The organism is Pseudomonas sp. CJQ_9 (assembly GCF_043106615.1).
GTDB classification, from domain to species: Bacteria; Pseudomonadota; Gammaproteobacteria; order Pseudomonadales; family Pseudomonadaceae; genus Aquipseudomonas; species Aquipseudomonas juntendi.
In genome coordinates, this window is record NZ_JBICMS010000012.1 from 1 (window position 1) to 16,647 (window position 16,647).

Annotated in this window: 18 protein-coding genes and 1 tRNA gene; 5 read left to right on the forward strand and 14 right to left on the reverse strand. The window is 63.1% G+C overall.

The features are described 5' to 3' along the window. Positions 1-259: 259 nt before the first annotated feature. The 6 genes from ACF8SD_RS01745 to queA all read right to left on the reverse strand — a co-directional run bounded on the left by ACF8SD_RS01745 (position 260) and on the right by queA (position 6,326). On the reverse strand, positions 260-802 hold the full coding sequence (locus ACF8SD_RS01745; RefSeq protein WP_173887647.1) for a glycine zipper 2TM domain-containing protein: 543 nt from the start codon (positions 800-802) through the stop codon (positions 260-262). 121 nt (positions 803-923) lie between these two features. Continuing rightward, a complete protein-coding gene (gene secF / locus ACF8SD_RS01750) occupies positions 924-1,832 on the reverse strand; it encodes a protein translocase subunit SecF (RefSeq protein ID WP_392483454.1) in 909 nt (302 codons plus the stop codon). 10 nt (positions 1,833-1,842) lie between these two features. Next, positions 1,843-3,705: a protein translocase subunit SecD gene (secD, locus tag ACF8SD_RS01755; protein ID WP_173887645.1), complete on the reverse strand. Its 1,863-nt coding sequence runs from the start codon at positions 3,703-3,705 to the stop codon at positions 1,843-1,845. A 63-nt stretch (positions 3,706-3,768) separates the two neighbouring features. Beyond that, on the reverse strand, positions 3,769-4,104 hold the full coding sequence (yajC, locus tag ACF8SD_RS01760) for a preprotein translocase subunit YajC (protein ID WP_008092587.1): 336 nt from the start codon (positions 4,102-4,104) through the stop codon (positions 3,769-3,771). 42 nt (positions 4,105-4,146) lie between these two features. Next, positions 4,147-5,262 carry a tRNA guanosine(34) transglycosylase Tgt gene (gene tgt, locus ACF8SD_RS01765; RefSeq protein ID WP_009682049.1) on the reverse strand — a complete coding sequence of 372 codons (1,116 nt, stop codon included), beginning with the start codon at positions 5,260-5,262 and terminating at the stop codon, positions 4,147-4,149. Between the two features lie 14 nt (positions 5,263-5,276). Then, positions 5,277-6,326: a tRNA preQ1(34) S-adenosylmethionine ribosyltransferase-isomerase QueA gene (queA, locus tag ACF8SD_RS01770; protein WP_392483455.1), complete on the reverse strand. Its 1,050-nt coding sequence runs from the start codon at positions 6,324-6,326 to the stop codon at positions 5,277-5,279. A gap of 107 nt (positions 6,327-6,433) precedes the next feature. On the opposite strand from queA, the gene ACF8SD_RS01775 reads away from it, so the two are divergent. From ACF8SD_RS01775 to ACF8SD_RS01785, 3 genes are all read left to right on the forward strand, one after another. Continuing rightward, positions 6,434-6,518, forward strand: a tRNA-Leu gene (locus ACF8SD_RS01775). A 263-nt stretch (positions 6,519-6,781) separates the two neighbouring features. Next, positions 6,782-7,429 carry a trypsin-like peptidase domain-containing protein gene (locus ACF8SD_RS01780; protein ID WP_173891645.1) on the forward strand — a complete coding sequence of 216 codons (648 nt, stop codon included), beginning with the start codon at positions 6,782-6,784 and terminating at the stop codon, positions 7,427-7,429. 302 nt (positions 7,430-7,731) lie between these two features. Continuing rightward, positions 7,732-8,625 carry a bestrophin family protein gene (locus tag ACF8SD_RS01785; RefSeq protein ID WP_392483456.1) on the forward strand — a complete coding sequence of 298 codons (894 nt, stop codon included), beginning with the start codon at positions 7,732-7,734 and terminating at the stop codon, positions 8,623-8,625. Positions 8,626-8,661: 36 nt separating this feature from the next. Here ACF8SD_RS01785 and phnE read toward each other — a convergent pair whose 3' ends face one another. From phnE to ACF8SD_RS01805, 4 genes are read right to left on the reverse strand one after another with little or no spacing between them, the layout of a single operon-like run. Next, the gene (phnE, locus tag ACF8SD_RS01790; RefSeq protein ID WP_392483457.1) at positions 8,662-9,429 is read right to left on the reverse strand and encodes a phosphonate ABC transporter, permease protein PhnE; all 768 of its coding nucleotides are present in this window, start codon (positions 9,427-9,429) and stop codon (positions 8,662-8,664) included. Next, entirely contained in the window at positions 9,426-10,253 is an 828-nt protein-coding gene (locus tag ACF8SD_RS01795) for an ABC transporter permease (RefSeq protein ID WP_054890553.1), read from the reverse strand. Before ACF8SD_RS01795 ends, phnE begins: the two co-directional genes overlap by 4 nt. Continuing rightward, complete coding sequence (locus ACF8SD_RS01800; protein ID WP_173887642.1) at positions 10,247-11,056, reverse strand: phosphonate ABC transporter ATP-binding protein; 810 nt, start codon at positions 11,054-11,056, stop codon at positions 10,247-10,249. The genes ACF8SD_RS01795 and ACF8SD_RS01800 overlap by 7 nt, the downstream gene beginning before the upstream one ends. Continuing rightward, positions 11,053-11,907, reverse strand: coding sequence for a putative selenate ABC transporter substrate-binding protein (locus tag ACF8SD_RS01805; RefSeq protein WP_054906265.1), 855 nt, complete (start codon positions 11,905-11,907; stop codon positions 11,053-11,055). The genes ACF8SD_RS01800 and ACF8SD_RS01805 overlap by 4 nt, the downstream gene beginning before the upstream one ends. A 233-nt stretch (positions 11,908-12,140) precedes the next feature. On the opposite strand from ACF8SD_RS01805, the gene selD reads away from it, so the two are divergent. Beyond that, positions 12,141-13,175 (forward strand): selenide, water dikinase SelD, encoded by a 1,035-nt coding sequence (gene selD, locus ACF8SD_RS01810; RefSeq protein ID WP_392483458.1) that lies wholly within the window; start codon positions 12,141-12,143, stop codon positions 13,173-13,175. Then, positions 13,175-14,287, forward strand: coding sequence for a tRNA 2-selenouridine(34) synthase MnmH (gene mnmH, locus ACF8SD_RS01815; RefSeq protein WP_173887640.1), 1,113 nt, complete (start codon positions 13,175-13,177; stop codon positions 14,285-14,287). Before selD ends, mnmH begins: the two co-directional genes overlap by 1 nt. Before the next feature lie 240 nt (positions 14,288-14,527). On the opposite strand, the gene ACF8SD_RS01820 is transcribed toward mnmH, so the two are convergent. The 4 genes from ACF8SD_RS01820 to ACF8SD_RS01835 form a co-directional block, all read right to left on the reverse strand. Further along, positions 14,528-14,914 carry a lysozyme inhibitor LprI family protein gene (locus tag ACF8SD_RS01820; protein ID WP_392483459.1) on the reverse strand — a complete coding sequence of 129 codons (387 nt, stop codon included), beginning with the start codon at positions 14,912-14,914 and terminating at the stop codon, positions 14,528-14,530. A gap of 20 nt (positions 14,915-14,934) precedes the next feature. Then, entirely contained in the window at positions 14,935-15,474 is a 540-nt protein-coding gene (locus ACF8SD_RS01825; RefSeq protein WP_125855768.1) for a hypothetical protein, read from the reverse strand. A gap of 11 nt (positions 15,475-15,485) precedes the next feature. Further along, positions 15,486-16,049 carry a GNAT family N-acetyltransferase gene (locus ACF8SD_RS01830; RefSeq protein ID WP_009681616.1) on the reverse strand — a complete coding sequence of 188 codons (564 nt, stop codon included), beginning with the start codon at positions 16,047-16,049 and terminating at the stop codon, positions 15,486-15,488. 170 nt (positions 16,050-16,219) lie between these two features. After that, positions 16,220-16,603 carry a YkgJ family cysteine cluster protein gene (locus ACF8SD_RS01835; protein WP_029886718.1) on the reverse strand — a complete coding sequence of 128 codons (384 nt, stop codon included), beginning with the start codon at positions 16,601-16,603 and terminating at the stop codon, positions 16,220-16,222. Between the last annotated feature and the right edge of the window lie 44 nt (positions 16,604-16,647).

Genomic DNA, 16,647 nt, shown 5'->3' on the forward strand with positions numbered 1-16,647 from the left:
ACCCGCGAAGGGGCCGGGCCTGCTGGCGAGATTTCCTGGGCATTCACCGTTGCCGCCACTGCCGCATTCGCGGCTAAAGCCGCTCCTACATGGGGCAGTGGTGGGCACTTATCTGCGGGGCGGCAACGCCCGATGTAGGAGCGGGTTCACCCGCGAAGTGGCCGGGCCTGCCGCCGGGATTTCCTGGGCATTCACCGTTGCCGCCACTGCCGCATTCGCGGCTAAAGCCGCCCCTACACAAAGCAAACCACGCCTGGCTTTACTGGCCAGCTTCGCTCAGGATCAGCTTGCCGTTCTTGTCCACCGGAATGGTCGACCCTGGCTCGCGGTCCATCTTCACCTGACCTACCTGATCACCCAGGGTGTACTTCACGTTGTACCCCACCACCTTCTCACTGACGTCGTTGACCGTATTGCAGCGGGTTTGCGTGGTGGTGTAGGTGTCACGCTGCTGCATGCCTTCCTGCACCTTGTTACCGGCATAACCACCACCCACCGCACCGGCGACGGTGGCGATCTTCTTACCGGTGCCGCCACCAATCTGGTTGCCGAGCAAGCCGCCCGCCAGGGCGCCTACCACGGTGCCGGCGATCTGGTGCTGGTCCTTGACCGGCGCCTGGCGCGTTACGGCAACCTCCTTGCACACTTCACGCGGGGTCTTCACCTGCTGCTTGATCGGCTGCACGTCGGTGACCTGGGCATATTCAGGCCCCTTGTTGACCAAGCTGTAGGTCGCGACAGCACCTCCGGCAGTCACACCGACAGCACCCAGTACCGCACCCACCAGCATTGATTTATTCACGTCAACCTCCTGATCGTACCAGCGGGTCGCAACCCGCGCTTCTCCCAGCCTTGGAGCAAAAAAAAAGGCGCGAGTTCAATACTCGCGCCTTTTGCACCGCCAGGCGGTGTTGAGCTACCCGTTACGGACGATCGTCCACGCCTTCTGCCTTGGTCGGCGGGATCAGGTCTTCACTGTTCAGGTTCAGCCAGATCAATACCACGTTGGCGATGTAGATCGACGAGTAGGTACCTGCCAGCACCCCGATGAACAAGGCCAGCGAGAAGCCGAACAGGTTGTCACCACCGAAGAACAACAGCGCCGCGATGGCCAGCAAGGTCGAAACCGAGGTGGCGATGGTACGCAGCAAGGTCTGGGTGGTGGACACGTTGATGTTCTCGATCAACGATGCCTTGCGCATGACGCGGAAGTTCTCCCGCACCCGGTCGAACACGACGATGGTGTCGTTCAGCGAGTAGCCGATGATCGCCAGCACTGCCGCCAACACCGTCAGGTCGAAGGTGATCTGGAAGAACGACAGGATACCCAGCGTAACCACCACGTCGTGAATCAGCGAGACGATCGCCCCCACCGCGAACTTCCACTGGAAGCGGAAAGCCAGGTAGATGAGGATGCCGCCCAGCGCCAGCAGCATGCCCATGCCACCCTGGTCGCGCAGTTCTTCACCCACCTGCGGGCCAACGAACTCGACGCGCTTGAGCGTGGCCGGGTTGTCACCGCCTGCCTTCTGCAGTGCGGCAGCTACCTTGTTGCCCAGTTGCGGGTCATCGCCCGGCATACGCACCAACAAGTCGGTGGTAGCACCAAAGCTCTGCACCACGGCCTCGTGGAAACCGGAGTCGACCAGCTCGGCGCGTACCGCCTTGAGGTCTGCCGGGCGCTCGTAGGTCAGCTCGATCAGCGTACCACCGGTGAAGTCCAGGCCGAAGTTCAGGCCTTTCTGCCACCAGCTGAACAGCGCCAGCACGGTGAGGAGCACGGTAATGGCGAACGCGACATTGCGCACGCCCATGAAGTTGATGGTTTTCATCGCAGCTCCCTCAAACCCACAGCTTCTTGATGTCACGCCCGCCACAGGTCAGGTTGACCATTGCGCGGGTCACCATGACGGCGGTGAACATCGAGGTGAAAATCCCGAGGGACATGGTGACCGCAAAGCCCTTGACCGGGCCGGTACCCATGGCGAACAGGATGCCGCCGACCAGCAGGCTGGTCAGGTTGGCGTCGATGATCGCGGTATAGGCGCGGTTGAAACCTTCGTGGATGGCGCGCTGGACCGACATGCCGGCCTTCAGCTCTTCGCGTATGCGCGAGAAGATCAGCACGTTGGCGTCTACCGCCATACCCATGGTCAACACGATACCGGCAATGCCTGGCAGGGTCAGGGTGGCCCCCAGCAGCGACATCAGTGCCAGCAGCAGCACCATGTTGCCCGCCAGGGCGACGGTGGCGATCACGCCGAAACCACGGTAGATGGCGATGATGAACAGCGAGACGAACAGCATGCCCCACAGCGATGCATCGATACCCTTGGTGATGTTGTCGGCACCCAGGCTTGGGCCGATAGTACGTTCTTCTGCGAAGTACATCGGTGCAGCCAGACCACCGGCACGCAGCAACAGCGCCAGCTCGGACGATTCGCCCTGGCCGTTGAGGCCGGTGATGCGGAACTGGCTACCCAGCGGCGACTGGATGGTGGCCAGGCTGATGATTTTCTTCTCTTCGACGAAGCTTTGCACGGCCACGTCTTTCTCGACGCCGTCGACGGTTTGCTTGACGTAGCGGGTAACCGGCTTCTGCTCGATGAAGATCACCGCCATGCTACGGCCAACGTTGCTGCGGGTAGCGCGGCTCATCAGCTCGCCACCGTGGCCATCCAGGCGAATATTCACCTGTGGGCGGCCGTGTTCATCGAAGCTTGCCTGGGCGTCGGTAACCTGGTCACCGGTAATGATCAGCCCACGCTCGACCGCAGCGGACCGGCCGCCTTCGCGGAACTCGAACACCTCGGTAGTGGCCTTGGACGCGCCCGGTTCGGCACCGAAACGGAACTCGAGGTTGGCGGTTTTACCCAGGATACGTTTGGCTTCGGCAGTGTCCTGCACACCTGGCAACTCGACCACGATGCGGTTGGCGCCCTGACGCTGTACCAGCGGCTCGGCCACGCCCAGCTCGTTGACGCGGTTGCGCACGGTGGTGAGGTTCTGCTTGATCGAGTATTCGCGGATTTCGGCGACCTTCGCCTGGGTCAGCGCCAGGCGCAGCACCGCAAGGTCGTTGCGCTCGGTGGTGGTCAGCTCGAAGTCATTGAAATTCTTGCGGATCAGGGCACGCGCCTGTTCGCGGGTTGCATCGTCAGCAAAGCCCAGCATGATGCCACCATCCTGCTGAGGCAGGCTGCGGTAGCGCACACGCTCTTTACGCAGCAAGGTCTTGACCTCGCCTTCGTAGACTTTCATGCGGGCGCTCATGGCCTTGTCCATGTCCACTTCCAGCAGGAAGTGCACACCACCGGACAGGTCCAGGCCCAGCTTCATCGGGCTTGCACCCAGGTTGCGCAGCCATTGCGGGGTCGTCTGGGCCAGGTTCAGGGCCACGACGTAATCATCGCCCAGCGCCTTGCGTACCACATCCTTGGCCGGCAGCTGGTCTTCCTGGTTGGTCAGGCGGATCAGCCCGCTGCCCTTCTCGCCCAGGCTGGTGCCCTTGACTGCGATCTTGGCATCGACCAACGCCTTGCTGACGCGGTCGAGGTCGGCCTGGTTCACCTGCAGCGCCGAGCTGGCACCACTGATCTGCACCGCCGGGTCGTCCGGGTAAAGGTTGGGTGCGGAATAAATGAAACCGACCACCAGTACCAGCACGATCAGTGCATATTTCCACAGAGGGTATTTGTTCAGCATCACGCCGCCCGTTCAAGACGCGGGGCGCGTTGCGCGCCCCGACTGGAAAATAAAACCGGTAACTCAGATAGCCTTGAGCGTACCTTTTGGCAGGGTCGCAGCAATGGCGCCCTTCTGGAACTTCAGTTCGACAGTGTCGGACACTTCCAGTACCACGAAGTCATCGGAAACCTTGACGATCTTGCCGGCGATACCGCCGTTGGTGACAACTTCGTCACCTTTTTGCAAGTTGCTCAGCAGGTTCTTCTGCTCTTTGGCGCGCTTGGCCTGTGGGCGCCAGATCATCAGGTAGAAGATGACCAGGAAACCGACCAGGAAAATCCACTCGAAGCCGGTACCGGCTGGGCCGGCGGCAGGTGCTGCAGCGTCCGCGTATGCGGCGGGGATCAAGAAGCTCATTGGGCACTCCTAATGTAATTTTCTAATAATGGATGCAGACAGTCAGTCCAAGGGCGGCACAGGAAGCCCGCGCTTGGCGTAGAAGGCGTCGACAAAGGCGGCCAATTTACCCTGATGAATGGCCTCGCGTAAACCGGCCATCAAGCGCTGGTAATGGCGCAAGTTGTGGATGGTATTCAGCATGCTGCTCAGCATTTCGCCGCACTTGTCCAAATGGTGCAGATAGGCGCGCGAGAAGTTGGTGCAGGTGTAGCAGTCACAGGTCGGATCCAGCGGCGATTCATCGTGGCGATGGAACGCATTGCGGATCTTGATCACCCCTGTATCGACAAACAGATGCCCGTTGCGCGCGTTGCGCGTTGGCATCACGCAGTCGAACATGTCGACGCCGCGGCGCACACCCTCAACGAGATCTTCCGGTTTGCCTACCCCCATAAGGTAACGAGGTTTGTCAGCCGGCATCTGGTCAGGCAGGTAATCCAGCACCTTGATCATTTCGTGCTTAGGCTCGCCAACCGACAGGCCACCAATGGCCAGGCCATCGAAGCCGATGTTTTCCAGGCCTTCGAGCGAGCGCATGCGCAGGTCCTGGTACATGCCACCCTGAACAATGCCGAACAGCGCGGCGGTGTTGTCGGCGTGGGCGTTCTTCGAGCGCTGGGCCCAGCGCAGCGACAGCTCCATGGAGGTGCGCGCGACATCGTGCTCGGCCGGGTACGGGGTGCACTCGTCGAAGATCATCACCACGTCCGACCCCAGGTCACGCTGGACCTGCATCGACTCTTCCGGGCCCATGAACACCTTGGAGCCATCGACCGGCGAGGCGAAGGTCACACCCTCTTCCTTGATCTTGCGCATGGCGCCCAGGCTGAACACCTGGAAACCACCGGAGTCGGTGAGGATCGGGCCCTTCCACTGCATGAAATCGTGCAAGCCGTTGTGCTTCTTGATCACCTCGGTGCCGGGGCGCAACCACAGGTGGAAGGTGTTGCCAAGGATCATCTCGGCGCCAATGGCCTCGATATCGCGTGGCAGCATGCCCTTGACAGTGCCATAGGTGCCCACCGGCATGAACGCCGGGGTTTCCACGGTGCCACGAGGGAAAGTGATGCGACCGCGACGGGCCTTGCCGTCGGTGGCCAGCAGTTCGAAGGACATTCGACAGGTGCGACTCATGCTTGATCCTCGGGGCCGCGTGGCGCCGGATTGCGGGTGATGAACATGGCATCACCGTAACTGAAGAAGCGGTACCCCTGCTCCACCGCCGCGGCATAGGCGGCCATGGTCTCGGGGTAGCCGGCGAAGGCCGAGACCAGCATCAGCAGCGTGGACTCCGGCAGGTGGAAGTTGGTGACCAGCGCGTCGACCACATGGAACGGCCGACCTGGGTAGATGAAAATATCCGTATCGCCGCTGAACGCCTTGAGCACGCCGTCGCGCGCGGCACTTTCCAGCGAACGCACGCTGGTGGTGCCCACGGCGATCACCCGGCCACCGCGAGCGCGACAGGCCGTGATGGCATCGACCACCTCCTGGCTCACTTCGAGCCACTCTTTGTGCATATGGTGGTCTTCGATCTTGTCGACACGCACCGGCTGGAACGTGCCAGCGCCCACGTGCAGGGTGACGAAGGCGCGTTCCACGCCCTTGGCGGCAATTTTTTCCAGCAGCGCTTCATCGAAGTGCAGACCGGCGGTGGGCGCGGCCACTGCACCGGCACGCTGGGCGTAGACGGTCTGGTAGCGCTCACGGTCGGCGCCCTCGTCGGGGCGGTCGATATAGGGCGGCAACGGCATGTGCCCGACGCGGTCGAGCAGTGGCAGCACCTCTTCGGTGAAGCGCAGCTCGAACAGTGTGTCGTGGCGGGCGACCATTTCGGCCTCGCCACCGCCATCGATGAGGATGACCGCGCCCTCTTTCGGCGCCTTGCTGGCCCTTACGTGAGCCAGCACCCGGTGGCTGTCGAGCACGCGTTCGACCAGCACTTCCAGCTTACCGCCAGACGCTTTCTGGCCGAACAAGCGGGCCGGAATGACCCGGGTGTTGTTGAACACCATCAGGTCGCCGGGGCGCAGGTACTCGAGCAAATCGGGGAATTGCCGGTGTGCCAGCACGCCGCTCGGCCCATCGAGGACCAGCAGACGGCTGCCATGGCGCTCGGCCAGTGGGTGGCGGGCGATCAGGGAATCGGGGAGTTCGAAGGAAAAATCGGCGACGCGCATGATGATGTTCGGTTCGGCAGGGCCGGGAAGTTTAGCCCAATGTGTGAAAATTGACCATGAAAGCCGATTGACCGACCAGCGGCAGCTCTCTATACTGCGCGCCACACGCCCTGATGGCGGAATTGGTAGACGCGGCGGATTCAAAATCCGTTTTCGAAAGGAGTGGGAGTTCGAGTCTCCCTCGGGGCACCAAAATCCGGAAAAAACCGACCGTATGGTCGGTTTTTTTTCGCCTCGCAAAACTACCCCTCGTCTTGACGCCACCGCCACGGCGCCGGGCCTCACCCCGATACCCCGATTCTATTGGCTACCCTTCTGATTAGCACTTAAGCTGTCATTCGTCGGATATATCACGAAAGCATTGTCCGAATAATGGCACTTAGCCATAGTTGCGCACCCTTCCCCTCAATCCTGTGTGAACCATGAAAGCTATAGCGCCCTGTGTGGCAGCAATGATGCTGCTGGGTGGGTGCAATGGAGTGCCAACGTCGTACGTTTCCGATCCCGTCTACAGCCAGGCATTCGTGGTCACCTCCGGTGCTCCGCTGCCAATGCTGCTGATGGCCAGCGCCATCCAGTGGAACGAGGATTACGCAGTAACCGCCAAACACACCCCCTTCCTGCCCAACGTGGTTCACGAAGGCCTCGGTGATGTGGTGTTCTTCAAGCACAAGGCTGCGACGGTACCGGGCTGGCGCCAGTATGTGCCGGGCGAGGCCGTGACGGCGGTCGGCTACAACAGCTTGATGATGCCGATGCAAGGCAAGGGCCATGCCCTGCCGTCGCTGGTTCGGCTGGAAGGTACGCCTGGCAGTGTCTTCTACTCGGTACACGATGGCCCGATCACCAAAGGCATGTCGGGTGGGCCGGTGTTTGCCGACGATGGCAAGGTCGTGGGCATCAACGTGGCCATCATCCCGACCAGCGAGATCGACGCTGGCAGGCGCCCCGACCTGATCGGCAAGGAACGCATCAGCGTATTCATGTCGTTCAACGAGATCGACAAGGAGTGGCGGCGCTATCAGTACCTGTTGGCGCACAAGGCCAAGCCGAGGGGGCCGGCCGCGGTCAAAGGCTACGTGGCGGTGGCCGCCAAGCCGTGAATCGGGGCGCGGTGCTGGATGGAAAGCGGCCTATGATGTGAGGCTGATGGCCTCTTCGCGGGTAAACCCGCTCCTACAGGGCCTGCGCGGGATTTGAGCCTGCGCTCGGGAGGCCCGAGTGCCATGCTTTGATCACAACACCGCCGGCCTGCTGTCTATCCACAGCTGGGCTTGAAACCATTCGGCATCATCAAGTGGCCACCCAATCGTATCCTTATGGATACACCCGCTCAAGGATGGCGAACCTTCGGCGCCCCTCGACGTCCCATCCTGCATCCCCCCGCGTTTCGAGGTACTCTCGCGTGAAAAACGTCATCGCCCGCAAGTACCGCCTGGTGGTGAAGACCATCGGCTATATCGGCTGGTCGCTGTTCTGGCTGCTGATCTGGGATGTGCTGGTCACCATCGACTTCATGCTGTTCTTCAACAGCAAGTTCACCTTGCCGCTGATCCCACTGACCCTGCTGGGTTCGGCGCTGGTGGTGCTGGTGAGCTTTCGCAACAGCAGTGCCTACAACCGCTGGTGGGAAGCACGCACGTTATGGGGCGCGCTGGTGAACAGCTCGCGCAGTTTTGCCCGGCAGACGCTGACCCTGATCGATGACACGGTCGACGGCCTGAACCCGGTCAAGGCCACCCTGCTGCGACGGCATATCGCCTATGTGAACTGCCTGGCGGCCCACCTGAAAGGTGAACCCTGCCCGGAGGAACTGATGGCTTTTATCCCGCCGGCGGAGTTCGAACGGCGCAACCGCTCGAACAACTTCGCCAACGACATCCTCAGCGGCTCGGCGGCCTTGCTGGCCCGGGAATACCAGGCCGGGCGGCTGGACAGCATTCGCCTGGCGCGGCTGGAGGCCACCCTGGTGGACCTGTCCAATGCCCAGGGCGGCATGGAACGGATTGCCAATACGCCGCTGCCGTACCCTTATGTGTATTTTCCGCGCCTGTTCATCACCTTGTTCTGCCTGATCGTGCCCGTGGGCCTGGTGGAGTCGCTGGGCTGGTTCACACCGCTGGCCTCGACAGTGGTGGGGTTCATGTTGCTGGCCATCGAGCGGATCGGTACCGACTTGCAGAGCCCGTTCAGGTTCAGTGAGCACCAGATTCAGATGGACACCATTTGCGAGACGATCGAGCGCAACCTGGAATCGATGCAGCGCGAGGCGCAGTGTGGCGAGGTTGTGGGAGCCTGATGGATTTTCGGGCTGCCTTGCGGCCCTGGCTATCGGTCAGGCCCGCACATAACGCTGGCGCAACACATCACTGAGCAGGTCCACCAGCAACACCAGCACCAGCATGCCAAGGATCACCGTGCTGGCCTGGGCTTCCTGGAACAGGCTCAAGGTGGTGTACAGCATCTGCCCCAGCCCCCCCGCCCCGACAAACCCCAGCACGCTGGCCATGCGAATGTTGTTCTCCCAGCGGTACAAGCTGTACGCCAGCAACTGCGGCCACACATTGGGCAAGGTGCCAAAGCAGAAGGCCGCCACCTGGCTCCCCCCCTGCAAACGGATCGCCGCCGCAGGCTCTGGCGGCGCGTTCTCCAGCGCCTCGGCAAACAACCGCCCCAGTACCCCGGCAGTGTGCAGCGCCAGGGCCAGGGTGCCGGCATTGGGCCCAAGCCCGGCAGCCAGCACGGTGAGCGCCGCCCACACCAGCTCCGGAATGGCGCGCAGGGCATTGAGCAGCAACCGCGCGGCGCCCTGCAATGGCCACCCGAAGCGGCCCGCCGCCGGCAGCGCCAGCAGCAGCCCAAACACCATCGCCAACAGGGTGCCCAGCCCGGACATGGCCAGGGTCTCCAGCGCGCCGCGCCATACCGCCTTCAGGTGCCCGGCAGACCAGTCAGGGTGCAGGAAGCGCCCGGCGTATTCGCCCATCTGCCCCAGGCCGCCATTGCCGACCAGCGCGTGCAAGTCCAGCTGCAGGTAGGCAAACGAGGCCGCTACCGCCGCCACGATGCCCCCCAGCAGTAGCAGGTTGATCACCCGGTTCACGCCAACCTCCAACGCAGCAAGCGGCTGAGCAGGTCGGCCAGGATCACCAGCAACAGGAAGGTCAGCAGCATGCTGGCGACCTCGGCACCTGCAAACATGCGCATCGACAGGTCGATTTGCTGCCCCAGCCCCCCGGCGCCAACAAAGCCCATCACCACCGACGCCCGTACCGCGCATTCCCAGCGGTACACGGTGTACGACACCACCTCGGCGGCGGCATTGGGCAGGATGCCGTAGAGGAACGCAGCCAAGCGCCCGCTGCCCGCCTGCAACAAGGCATGTGCCGGGCGCTGGTCGACCGATTCGAAAATCTCGGCATAGACCTTGCCGAGCATGCCGCTGTAGGTGATGGCAATGGCCAGTACCCCTGCCGTCGGCCCCAACCCCACCGCACGCACGAACAGCAACGCCCAGACAATCTCGGGCACGCTGCGCAGGAAAATCAGCACCCCGCGCACAGGCAGGCGTACCACCCGTGACCCTAACCCGGCCCGTCCGCCCCTGGATGCAGCGCGCAACGACAACGCCCGGCTGGCCAGCAAGCCAGCCGGGATTGCCAGCAGCAATGCCAGCGCCATGCCGGCAGTCGCCACGGCCAAGGTCTGCAACGTGGCGTCGTACAGCAATGCAAGAAAATCGGCGTCGTGGGCCGGTGGCCAGAACGCGCGGGTGAACTGGGCGATCTGCTGCCGGTTCTCTGCCTGCAGCAGCACACCGGGGTTCAGCTCGCTCAACCGTATACCCGGCCACAGGACTGCCACAGCCAGCACGGCCAGCAGCAACCGCGGCAATAAGGCCGGGTCGCGGGTGCTGGCTTTCAGCATCGCGGAATCTGCACGGTCAGGGGTGCCCCAGGGGCTGGCGGCGAAGCCAGGTGTTCGTTGGCGTACAGTGCATCCAGCATCTGCCTGGTAACCGCAGTGGCCGGGCAGTCGAACGCCACCTGCCCCTCGCGAATACCGACCACCCGAGGGAAATGCGCCAGCGCCAGCTCCACCGCATGCAGGCTGGCCACCAGGGTCACGCCATGGCGCTGGGCGTGGCGGTTGAGCAAGGCCAGGCTGTGGTCGGCCAGCACCGGGTCCATGGCCGACACGGGTTCGTCGGTGAGCAGCACCTGCGGCCGTTGATACAACGCGCGCGCGATACCGACCCGTTGCAACTGCCCGCCGGACAGTTGCCCACATTGCACGAACAGCTTGTCGGCCAGGCCCAGCTCAGCCAGAACCTGCCGAGCGCCCGCAACATCGCTGGGGTACAGCAGGTTGAACAAGCCGCGTGACAGCCCCCACTGCCCCAGGCGCCCTGCCAGCACTGCCGTGACCACGCGCTGGCGCGGCGGCAAGGGTGGCGCCTGGTGTACCAGGCCGACCCGCGCACGCAAGCGTTGACGCGCCCGTACCGACAACGCCCAGGGCTGCTCGCCGAGCAGTTCTAGGCGCCCGCTGTCAGGCCGCACGGCTGTGGCCATCAGGTGCAGCAAGCTGGACTTGCCCGCGCCCGAAGGCCCGATGATGGCCACGCGCTCGCCGTGGTCGATCTGCAGGTTGACCGCATCGAGTGCGCGCACCTGGCCGTGGCGCAGGCCGGCGCCATGCAGGTGGATGGCTGCGTTCGAGGCTGTCACTTGAGCAGGCCGGCCTCACGCGCCGCTTGCTCGGTGCCCACGTAGTTCTCGGCCTTGGTCTCGATGAAGCGGCTGGCGGCCTGCAGGTCGAGAATCGCCTTGTGCGCCGGGTTGGCCGGGTCGAGGGCGAGGAAGGCCTGTTTGATCTTCTCTTTCAGCGCCGGGTCCATGTTGCCGCGCACGGTCCAGTTGTAGTCGAAATAGGTCGGGGTGGTGGCAAATACCTTCACCTTGCTGGTATCGACCTTGCCGGCGTCCACCAGCTTCTGCCAGACGCTGGCATTGAGCACACCTGCGTCGACCTTGCCCGCCTGCACCCACGCCACGGTGGCGTCATGGGCACCGGAATAGGCCACACGACTGAAGTAGTCCTCAGGCTTGATGTTGTCTTGCTTAAGCATGAAGTAGCGCGGCATCAGGCTCCCCGACGTGGACGAGATGGAGCCGAAGGCAAACGACTTGCCCTTCAGGTCGGCCAGGCTTTTCACGTTGGGGTCGGCGGTGATGAACTTGGAGGTGAACTGCGCATCCTGCTCACGCTGCACCAACGGCGTGACGGTCGGGTCCTTCAGGTGTACCTGGACGAAGGTGAACCCACCCAGCCAGGCCAGGTCGAGGCGGTCGGAAGCCAGCGACTCGACCACAGCCGGGTAATCGGCCACCGGCACGAATTTCACTTCCATGCCCAACTGCTTGGCTAGGTACTCGCCCAACGGCTTGAACTTGCGCTGCAGTTCGGTGGGTGCTTCGTCGGGGATGGCGCTGACCCGCAAAGTTTCAGCGGCCTGCACGACAACGGCACAGCAGGACAGCACAAGGCCAGCGGCGAGCGCCAGGGGGCGTTTGAGCATGGGGTGTTCTCCGGTTCAATGGCGGGGAAAAGAGGCTGCAAGTCGCAAGTCGCAAGCTGCAAGCTGCAAGCTGCAAGCAAAAGCAGCCTGCATGTGGCTTTTGCTTTTGCTTTTGCTTGAAGCTTGAAGCTTGAAGCTTGAAGCTCGCAGCTGGCCCAAGGAATTATAAGAGGCACAGGCGCAAAGGCCAGCTTTGCTACAATCGCGCAACAAATTGACCTGCTGAGGTACGCATGAGCGAGCCGATTCGCCTGACCCAGTACAGCCACGGTGCCGGCTGTGGCTGCAAGATCTCCCCCAAGGTGCTGGACGTGATCCTCGCTGAAAGCGGCACCCAGGCCCTGGACCCGAAACTGTGGGTCGGCAACGCCTCACGCGATGATGCCGCGGTATACGCACTGGACGACGACCGTGGCGTGGTTTCGACCACCGACTTCTTCATGCCGATCGTCGATGACCCCTATGACTTCGGTCGGATCGCCGCCACCAACGCCATCAGCGACATCTATGCCATGGGCGGCGACCCGCTGATGGCCATCGCCATCCTTGGCTGGCCTGTCAACGTGCTGCCACCGGAAGTCGCCCGCGAAGTCATCCGCGGTGGCCGTGCCGTGTGCGCTGAAGCCGGTATTCCTCTGGCCGGCGGCCACTCCATCGACGCTCCCGAGCCCATCTTCGGCCTGGCTGTCACCGGCGTGGTCAGCAAGCGCCACCTCAAGCGCAACGACACCGCTAGCGCCGGCTGCCAGCTGTACCTGACCAAGCCACTGGGCATCGGCATCCTCACCACTGCCGAAAAAAAGGCCAAGCTGCGCGCGCAGGACCAAGGGCTGGCCCGTGACTGGATGTGCACCCTCAATACCCCCGGCAGCCGCTTTGGCAAGCTGGACGGGGTCAAGGCCATGACCGACGTCACCGGCTTCGGCCTGCTCGGCCACCTGGTCGAACTGGCAGAAGGCAGCGGCCTTACCGCGCACCTGGACTACGCCGCTGTACCGCGCCTGCCCAGTGTCGACCACTACCTGGCCGAGGGTTGCATCCCCGGCGGCACCCTGCGCAACTACGACAGCTACGGGCACAAGATCGGTACGCTCAGCGACGACCAGAAGCACCTGCTGTGCGACCCGCAAACCAGCGGTGGCCTGCTGGTGGCAGTTACCCCGGAAGGTGAAGCAGAGTTCCTGGCGGTGGCCGCCGAACTGGGCCTGAAACTGTCTCCGATCGGCAAGCTGGTCGAGCGACAGAGCCATGCGGTCGAGGTGATCTGATGCGCCCCGACTGCACCGATTTTCGCCAGCTGTTCCTCGACGACGTGCCGATGATGGACATGCGCGCGCCGGTCGAATTCGCCAAGGGCGCCTTCCCTGGCGCGCTCAACCTGCCGCTGATGAACGACCAGGAACGGCAGAAGGTCGGCACCTGCTTCAAGCAACAGGGCCAGGCCGCCGCCATCGCGCTGGGCCACCAGTTGGTCAGCGGTGCTACCAAGCAGGCCCGCCTGCAAGCCTGGGTAGCCTTTACCCAGGCGCATCCCGAGGGCTACCTGTACTGCTTCCGGGGCGGCCTGCGCTCGCAGATCGTGCAGGGCTGGCTGCGCGATGAAGCGGGCATCCAGTACCCACGCGTCAAAGGTGGCTACAAGGCCATGCGTAACTATCTGCTGGGGACGACCCAACAGGCGGTGGCCCAATGCGATTTCGTGCTGGTCGGCGGCCTGACCGGCACCGGCAAGACCGATGTGCTGCAGCAACTGGACAACGTGCTCGACCTGGAAGGCCACGCCAATCACCGCGGCTCCAGCTTCGGCAAGCGCGCCACAGCGCAGCCGGCGCAGATCGATTTCGAGAACCAGTTGGCCATCGATGTGCTGAAGAAGCGTGCCCGAGGGGTCGAGCAGTTCGTGCTGGAAGATGAAGGCCGCATTGTCGGCAGTTGCACGTTGCCGCTGGAGTTGTACCAAGGCATGCAGCGGTATCCGCTGGTGTGGCTGGAGGACAGCTTCGCTAACCGCGTGGCGCGCATTCTTCGCGACTATGTGATCAACCTGAGTGCCGAGTTTGTGGCCGTGCATGGCGAGGAAGACGGTCGCCGCTTGTTTGCCGAGCGCATGCTGCAGAGCATGGCCAACATCCACAAGCGCCTGGGTGGCGAACGCTACCAACGGCTATCGGAAATTCTGCGCCTGGCCCTGGCAGAACAGCAGCGCAGCGGCGCGGTGGACCTGCACCGGGGCTGGATCGAGGGTTTGCTGAACGAGTACTACGACCCGATGTATGCCTACCAGCGGGCCGCCAAGGCCGAGCGCATCGAGTTTGCCGGGGATGCTGTGGAAGTGCGCGAGTACCTCAAGGCCCGGGCACTGCGCCAGCCACACTTGTAAAACCAGGGTCGCTTCGCGCCCCATCGCAGGCAAGCCAGCTCCCACCTCGATCGCATCGACTTCACATCCTGTGCAATCCCTGTGGGGGGCAACTGTCGTGCTCAAAAGCCATAAGCTGGCGCAATCCCTGTGGGAGCTGGCTTGCCGGCGATGAGGCCAGTCCAGGCAATACAAGACAGTTGCTCCCAACACTACACCTGTGGGAGCGGGCATGCCCGCGAAGAGGCCCGTACAGACAATTCACTGCCCCGGGCTAAGCACCCGCTCCAGCTCCGCCGCGCGGTCGCGGGTCATGCTCATCATGCAGGTACCACCCTCCAGCTGCGCCATGGTCCCGCCACTGGCCTGTACATGGAACTGGCAATTGCCATCGCGGTACGCCAGCCACTTGCGCTGCACATCGAGCAAAATTTTCTGCTGCCCGGCATCCAGCTTGCCCATCAGTTGCTTGTACACCCGGTTCAACCGCTGGTCCTGCACCTGCGTCTCGGCCCCGATGCACTCACTCATGGCCACCGTACTGGAGGCCTTGTCCATGCACTGCACGTACGTCGCCGTGTAGTCATCGGCCACCGCCAATGGCAGCACGCAGGTCAGTGCCAGCCCTGCCAGGTATTGCTTGCACATGCCAACTCTCCTTTTAGGTATCAAAGCGTCTGGGGTTGCACCGGCGGCATCAGCACCTTGCCCGGCTCGAATTGCAGCGCTGGCATCTGTGTGGCGGCATAAACCGCCACACCCAACGCCGCAATCAAGGCCACATCAAGCCAGTTCCAACCGGGCATGTCCTCAGCGCTGCGGGCCTTCCAGCAATGCCAGGCCTGACCCAGGCAAAACACGCCCATCGCCGCCAGCCACAGGTAGAAGCCGGCACCAAACCCGCTCAGGTCATGGAATTCATAAGTCTGGTTATCCGGCAGACGGGTGATGCCGAAGCTGCTGCCCGCCAGGTAAGCCGCCGCCAACCCGGCCAGCAATGCCAGCCGGCGAAAGCGCCGGTGGGCAAGGATGGCCAACGCCAGCAGGGGGTTGGCAAACCATTGGTGCAAGCCGAAGGGCAAGCCCCATGGCCCGTACAGCAGCATCTGCAGCGCCGGCATGTGATGCCCGCCATTCATGTGCGCGCCGTTGAAGAACAGGGCGAGCAAGTACAGCAGCAGGCTGATGCTCAGGTAGAAAACGGGCAAAGGGCAAATTCCTAGGCGACCGGAGGCTCAAGCAGAAGACCATAGATGCCGGAGTCGGACAACTCACCGGCCACGCACCAGCGCGCCCGCAGGGTGCCTTCCAACACAAAGCCCTGACGTTCGAGGGTGCGCGCCGAGCCTTGGTTACGCGGGTCGATCTCGCCTTCCAGGCGGCGCATGTGCAGGGTGTTCGCCAGGTAATCGATGAAGCAGGTGAGCGCTTCGTCCATGTAGCCCCTACCCTGTACGGCGCTGGCCAGGCAGTAGCCGATCTCGCCGCGGCGGGAAACATCGTCGATGTTGAACAGCTGGACCATGCCGATCAGCTCGCCATTGTCACGGCGGTACATACCCAGCTTGAGCTGGTCGCCATTGGCATAGGCTTCGCGGTCGGCGGCCAGGGCGCTTTCGGCCTCGGCCAGGTTTTGCCAAGGGGCATGGTGCCAATAACGCATGACCTCGGGGTCGGCCATGATCGCCAGCCACTGCGCGGCATCGGCATGGCGCATGGGGCGCAGTTGCAGGCGCGGGCTGTCGAGGCAGAGGTCACTGGGGAAACTGCGGGGTGGGGTCACGCCGGATCTCCTGTCCATTGCTGGGGAGATGACAGTTTAACGTCAAGCGCGAGGTTACGGCATCCCGGGGCTGCTGCGCAGCCCATGGCGACCCAAGACCTGAGCTTTGCGCAGTACCTGTGGGAGCTGGCTTGCCGGCGATAGGGCCAGTGCAGGCCAGCGAAAAAGCGTCAGGCCACCTCGGCCCCATCATCCGGCCAATGCGGCTCGTTGGCCCCAGGCGGTGTCAGCGGTGGCAGGCCATATGCTGCCCGGGCAGCGTCACAACTGGGGTTATGTACCCCACCCTCCCACGACGCCTCGAACTCACGGCAGGGGCTGGAGCGGTTGGCATAAATGGTACAGGCCACCTCTTTGCCAACCTCGCCCTGAAGGGCGATACAGCGGCAAGGCTTGGCATCGGTGCCGATCATGGCCACACGGGTAGGGTTGACCTGCACCACCAGGTCATCCGGGACAACGCCCCCGGCAGACTGGCATTCGCCCCAGAAGAAAGACACACGGAAGTACCCGCAGCAGGCGCCGCAGTCAAGGCAAGGGTTGTATTCGGACATGATGGCACGGAGGGAAGGTTGTTGTTATCGGGTCTGGCCCGCGG

Bases quoted from the DNA above. Each gene is read 5' to 3' on its own strand.
- secF (WP_392483454.1), bottom strand. From the start codon at position 1,832: ATGAAAACCATCAACTTCATGGGCGTGCGCAATGTCGCGTTCGCCATT.
- secD (WP_173887645.1), bottom strand. From the start codon at position 3,705: ATGCTGAACAAATACCCTCTGTGGAAATATGCACTGATCGTGCTGGTA.
- yajC (WP_008092587.1), bottom strand. From the start codon at position 4,104: ATGAGCTTCTTGATCCCCGCCGCATACGCGGACGCTGCAGCACCTGCC.
- tgt (WP_009682049.1), bottom strand. From the start codon at position 5,262: ATGTCCTTCGAACTGCTGGCCACCGACGGCAAGGCCCGTCGCGGTCGC.
- queA (WP_392483455.1), bottom strand. From the start codon at position 6,326: ATGCGCGTCGCCGATTTTTCCTTCGAACTCCCCGATTCCCTGATCGCC.
- ACF8SD_RS01780 (WP_173891645.1), top strand. From the start codon at position 6,782: ATGCTGCTGGGTGGGTGCAATGGAGTGCCAACGTCGTACGTTTCCGAT.
- ACF8SD_RS01795 (WP_054890553.1), bottom strand. From the start codon at position 10,253: ATGCTGAAAGCCAGCACCCGCGACCCGGCCTTATTGCCGCGGTTGCTG.
- ACF8SD_RS01805 (WP_054906265.1), bottom strand. From the start codon at position 11,907: ATGCTCAAACGCCCCCTGGCGCTCGCCGCTGGCCTTGTGCTGTCCTGC.
- selD (WP_392483458.1), top strand. From the start codon at position 12,141: ATGAGCGAGCCGATTCGCCTGACCCAGTACAGCCACGGTGCCGGCTGT.
- mnmH (WP_173887640.1), top strand. From the start codon at position 13,175: ATGCGCCCCGACTGCACCGATTTTCGCCAGCTGTTCCTCGACGACGTG.
- ACF8SD_RS01820 (WP_392483459.1), bottom strand. From the start codon at position 14,914: ATGTGCAAGCAATACCTGGCAGGGCTGGCACTGACCTGCGTGCTGCCA.
- ACF8SD_RS01835 (WP_029886718.1), bottom strand. From the start codon at position 16,603: ATGTCCGAATACAACCCTTGCCTTGACTGCGGCGCCTGCTGCGGGTAC.